The sequence below is a fragment of the Mesorhizobium sp. M1E.F.Ca.ET.041.01.1.1 genome, assembly GCF_003997355.1.
In the GTDB taxonomy this organism is placed as follows: Bacteria; Pseudomonadota; Alphaproteobacteria; order Rhizobiales; family Rhizobiaceae; genus Mesorhizobium.
In genome coordinates, this window is sequence record NZ_RZSL01000450.1 from 1 (window position 1) to 5,120 (window position 5,120).

The 5,120-nt window shown below is 60.7% G+C and carries 4 protein-coding genes and 1 pseudogene; 3 read left to right on the top strand and 2 right to left on the bottom strand.

Annotation, left to right across the window (positions count from 1 at the left end):
• A pseudogene (locus tag EOA38_RS27410) lies at positions 1–745 on the bottom strand (hypothetical protein); the annotation flags it as partial.
• Positions 746–1,489: 744 nt separating this feature from the next.
• Between EOA38_RS27410 and EOA38_RS27415 the strand changes: the two are divergent.
• Complete coding sequence (locus EOA38_RS27415) at positions 1,490–1,699, top strand: cold-shock protein (RefSeq protein WP_127300694.1); 210 nt, start codon at positions 1,490–1,492, stop codon at positions 1,697–1,699.
• Positions 1,700–1,877: 178 nt separating this feature from the next.
• Here the strand turns inward: EOA38_RS27415 and EOA38_RS27420 are convergent, their stop codons facing one another.
• Complete coding sequence (locus tag EOA38_RS27420; RefSeq protein ID WP_127300695.1) at positions 1,878–2,339, bottom strand: MucR family transcriptional regulator; 462 nt, start codon at positions 2,337–2,339, stop codon at positions 1,878–1,880.
• 334 nt (positions 2,340–2,673) lie between these two features.
• On the opposite strand from EOA38_RS27420, the gene EOA38_RS40545 reads away from it, so the two are divergent.
• Positions 2,674–3,036 (top strand): MFS transporter, encoded by a 363-nt coding sequence (locus EOA38_RS40545; RefSeq protein ID WP_245480928.1) that lies wholly within the window; start codon positions 2,674–2,676, stop codon positions 3,034–3,036.
• 1,109 nt (positions 3,037–4,145) lie between these two features.
• A partial coding sequence (gene ssuD / locus EOA38_RS27430; protein WP_127300696.1) for an FMNH2-dependent alkanesulfonate monooxygenase occupies positions 4,146–5,120 on the top strand: 975 nt, incomplete at its 3' end.

The window sequence follows — 5,120 nt, forward strand, 5'->3', positions numbered from 1 at the left end:
GTGGTATCTCGCTTATGCCGACCCTGGTCAGCGCGTCCGAGAGCAGCGTGAACTGGAGGCTATCGATGGTCGATCCAAGGAAGCCCGCCGCGGCCTCGTTGACACTCAGAATGCAGAAGTCAGAGATTGCGCCATGCCCACAATCGATCGGACTCAGCCCGATGATGCCTTCCTGAGTGGAGTTGATGAGCAAACTGCCAAGCTCGAACTGGCTGGCGCGCGGGCGAAGGAAGAGAAGGAAGTATTCACCCGGCCAGCGGCACGACAACGGCAGCGCGACAATCTCGATGATGGAGACCTTGCCGTCCACGACCCAGTGGCAAACTGTGAGCCGCGGCTCGCTTGCCAATGAGGCCTTGTCGATGGCGAAGCCGATTGCCAGATTGAAGATATATGGCAGCTCATCGAGGCTGCGCGCGGACTCCGCAAAGCCCACGATCGCGCGGAAGCGCTGGCCGCAGCGCAAAAGGGATGGTGGCTCATCGCCCAAACGACGGACTACAGCGATCTCGTCCGAGAAGCGGCCGACGCTGCCCAACGCAATCTCTTCATAGGGCGGCAGGGCGCCTGTGCCGCAGGCTGATTGCCAGCGGCGCAGAATGAGCCTCACATCGTCGAACTCCGTTTGGGCGGCTACGCTATGCCCCCCGGCAGCGTCAACCGTGTCGGGGCCAGTCTGCTCAAGCCCCACCATCGCCTGTGCACCCACCTTCTGCAAAGAAAGGTTTCCGAGAGCCGCAATCATCCTCGCATCTCGCCGGTTCTGCCACGGGTCCAATCGGGTCGAAGGCGAAAAACCTCGGCCGGTTAACAAGCAATCTGAGGAGCGCAGCTCCGGTCGGCCGGAGTATCCGGCATTCTAGGCGAGCCCGCAGATCTGACGCTCTGCCGCCGCGCGCCTTGTCTGATCCGTGTCCCACTCCTCGCCGAACCTATGGCGAGGACCCTTAACGTTCGACTAAACGAAGCGTCATGATCCTGTTAGATCAAGTGCCGAGCAGGGGCTTTGGTCGGCCGGCTTGTTTGTCGACAACTCACACAGAGACGCCCGCCGAAAGCCCGCCCAAGTGCGTTCACAACTGAGGCATGTTTGTGAGGCCGGATACCTCTCCGGACTGGACGACGCCAGCTTAGGGGTCCATCTCACTTTTCCATCGCCTTCTCTGAGGTCGTCGCCCATCTGGTGTCGCGCGAGGTCGCCAAGGGGCTGAATCCGGTCGAGGCCGCGCACCAGGCGCTGAAGCGGCTCTCGGGGCGCCTTCGCGCTGGCGATCCTGTTCAAGGGCGGCGAAGACCTGATCGTCGGCGCCCGCAACGGCCGTTGCAGCCATAAGGGACAAAGCAGTTGTTGCGCGTTTACGGCCGGTATCGTGCATGGCAAGCAATCCAAGGGCCTTGGGATTTCTCGTTTTTGCTGCGCCTATCCCCAAGTCAGAATGTTAACTGGCTTGGGCAAACCAACACTGCAACTGATACAAAGGAAAAATGCATGGCAACTGGCACTGTCTGGTTCAACAGCACGAAGGGCTACGGCTTTATTCAGCCCGATGCGGGTGGCCCGGACGTTTTTGTCCACATTTCCGCTGTGGAGCATTCGGGGCTTTCGACTCTCGCTGACGGGCAAAAGGTTAATTACGAGATCGAGCAGGACCGCCGCACCGGGAAATCCTCAGCCGGCAATCTCAGCAAAGTGAAGTGAGCTGACGGCCTCTTGCACATGCGGAGCAGCCGCCCGGCGGTGGCCCATACCGTCCCCCCACAGACGAAATCGTACGGGGAACATAAATCGAGCATGCCGTGCGCAAGTTGCTACCTAGCGCGAATGCGACGAAAGGCGGGTTCTCCCCGCCTTTCAAGTCAGCGCGCCGGAACAACGCTCAGGCCGCGCCGTTCTTACGGGTCCTCTTTGCAGGGGCTGCCTGTTCGGTCTGATCAGGCTTTCTACCTAGGCCCATGGTCTTGGCTAAAGCCGAGCGCGTCGCGGCATAGCTCGGGGCGACCATCGGATAGTCTGCCGGCAGGCCCCACTTGGCGCGGTATTCTTCAGGCGTCAGACCATAATGGGTCGCGAGATGCCGTTTCAGCGACTTGAATTTTTTTCCGTCCTCCAGGCTGATGATGTAGTCGGGCGTGACCGATTTCTTGATGGGAACGGCAGGCTTGAGCTCCTCAGGCTTCACGACCGGGCCACCGATCGTGCCTTTTAAGGCGGCATGCACCTGGTCGATCAGACCCGGAAGATCGCCCACGGGGACCGGATTGTTCGATACGTAAGCCGATACGACGTCGGCGGTAAGTTCGATGAGGGCGTCACTATTGTTCTCGATTTCTTCTGTCACGGAATGCTCCTGATTTTGGCTGCTGCAAAATTCAGTTTGATTAATGAAGCCAGCCACAGAACGCAATGAAAGTTGCGTTCTACCCCGCTCCTGCCATTGATCGCAGCAAGGTCGGGGCTTCACGCCGTCAACCTCGCCGTCGCAGGGTGGATCCTGATCGGCCTCGGTCTCATGGCCTTTGTCTATCGCGCGCCAGAAGGGGCCGTCTCCGTTGAGGGCGATCGAGGCAGTCTCACCTCAGAAACGGTCTATACAGTGATCGCTGTTAGCTCGATCTGGTGTCTCTACAATATCGCTTTTGCGATGATCTTCAGTTTCGGACCATCTATGCTGGTTGAGCGAGGCCGGGCCATTGCTGCGAGCTGGATCAACGATCAGTATCGTGCTCTGGCTCGCAGCGCTTTCGGTTCCCTTCGGTGGCTTCCTCGCTGATCAGACCAAACGCGGCGAAGCCATCATTGTCGCTGGCTGCATCGCCATTGCCCTGCTGACAGTTTTGCTGTCGCGAAGCGGCCCGGTACTTCCTGTCGTCATTGCCGTCGGGATTGTTTGCGGTCTGCCTGCTGGCGCGATCATGAGCCTTCCTGCCCGCGTGCTCGAGCCGAAGACGCGGGCGATCGGAATGGGAATATTCTATACGGCTTTCTATGCCGGCAGCCCGGTTGGATCGGCGATCGGCGGAAAGCTTTCCACGTAGCTCGGGACCGCGAGCGCCGCGCTCGACTTCGGCGCCGTCATGCTCCTCGTTTGCCCGGTCATTCTGTGGTTCTTCCGCCGTATCGTTGCTGGCCGGTATCGGTCGGCCCTTCGATCGACATAAACGCACAAGGAAAAGCAACGGCGCGTGAGGTGGCTTAGCTGGGTAGCGGGGCGGTCACGCCGATGATCCATAGCACTAATGAACCGGCGTGGCGCTTGTGCAGAAGACCCCGGGCCCGATAATTCTGCGCGGGATGATCGGGCTTCGCCGCCAAACGGCTGATGGAGTTGGAGCTAGGAGCCGCCGCCGGCGCGGCTGGCTGCGTAATTTGGGGAAATCCGCCACCGTAGATCCTGCGAAGGATCGGATGGATTGATTAGTAAGGGAAAGAAAAGTTGTTGCGGTGGGTGGAGTATGCCGAGATGGGAGCCGCCGCGGCGTGACGTCGGTCTGACCAGGGAGGAGCTCGGTCGCTTCTTGGGCCTGTCCCCCCAGGTATTCGGCCGTGATCTGGTCAGCGGCATGTTCCACCGTGTTGCCAAACAGATGCGGTGCTGCCGCATAGACCAGATCCATCGGATGAAGGCCGAGGATCTCGTTCAAGTGCACCAGCCGCGTCACGTGCAGCTTGGAGATCGCGTAGTGCGAAACTGATACGGACGCTGCCGCCCAGCACCATCAGCACCTTGCTCGATCTGGTCGAAGAAATGCATGCCATTTCCGCGTCAGGTAACCGTTCTTGATAGTTGCACTTGAAGGCCATGCTCGATCTCCGCCCCTGATGCGTCTGAGCTACAGAAAATAGGCAGCAGACATGCGCAAGCCGATCGAGAAGGCTGGCCCCGTTGCCGCGAGCCGCGTCGAGGGTACCAAATCCGCCGAGGCGCTATTACCAATCGCGTAGGGCTGCGCTTTGGTCCGTGATGCTCTGCTGCATTCCGGATCCGATCTCGCCCGGGGAGGAAAAATCCAAGCTTCGGCCGGAAAATAGAAAGCGGTAACTCTACAAGATTGATAGACTAACGTTTTCTCGGCGGTCAGAACGACGGCAGCACCACTGTGCCTGCAACTGAATCGCAATCGCTTCGCTGAGAAATTTAACGGACATGGCTGACAATATTTCCGATCGCATCAAAGTGCTGTGGTTCTTGCCGACGCATGGCGACAGCCGATATCTCGGAACGTCCGAAGGCGGCAGGGCGGTCGATCTGGACTACCTGACCCAGGTGGCGCAGGCGGCCGATACGCTTGGCTATTATGGCGTGCTCTTGCCGACCGGAAGGTCCTGCGAGGATTCCTGGGTCGTCGCCTCGGCGCTGGCGCCGCTGACACAACGGTTGCGTTTCCTGGTCGCGGTGCGGCCCGGCCTGCAGTCGCCAACGCTTGCCGCCCGCATGACGGCGACGCTCGACCGCATCTCCAACGGACGGCTGCTGATCAACGTCGTCACTGGCGGCGACCCGCTTGAGAACAAGGGCGACGGCATCTTCCTGTCCCATGCCGAGCGCTACGAGGTGACGCAGGAATTCCTGCAGGTCTACAAGCGCGTGCTGAGCGGCGAGACGGTCGAGCATCAGGGCAAGCATTTCCGCATCGAGGATGGCCGCCTGCTGTTCCCGCCGGTGCAGACTCCTTATCCGCCGCTCTATTTCGGCGGGTCTTCCGATGCTGGATCGACCGTGGCGGCACAGGAGATCGACAAATATCTGACCTGGGGCGAACCGCCGGCCGATGTCGAGCGCAAGCTCGACGGCGTGCGCGAACTCGCGGAGAAGGCCGGCCGTAAGCTCTCCTTCGGCATCCGCCTGCATGTCATCGCCCGCGAAACCACCGGGGAGGCCTGGGCGGCCGCCGACAGGCTGATCAGCCGGCTCGACGATGCGACCATCGCCTCGGCGCAAAAGGTATTTGCCCGCATGGACTCGGTCGGTCAGGCGCGCATGAGCGCATTGCATGGCGGCGATCGCTCGAAGCTCGAGATCGCGCCGAACCTATGGGCCGGCGTCGGCCTGGTGCGCGGTGGCGCCGGTACGGCGCTCGTCGGCGATCCGGCCACGATCGCCGAGCGCATAGACGAGTAC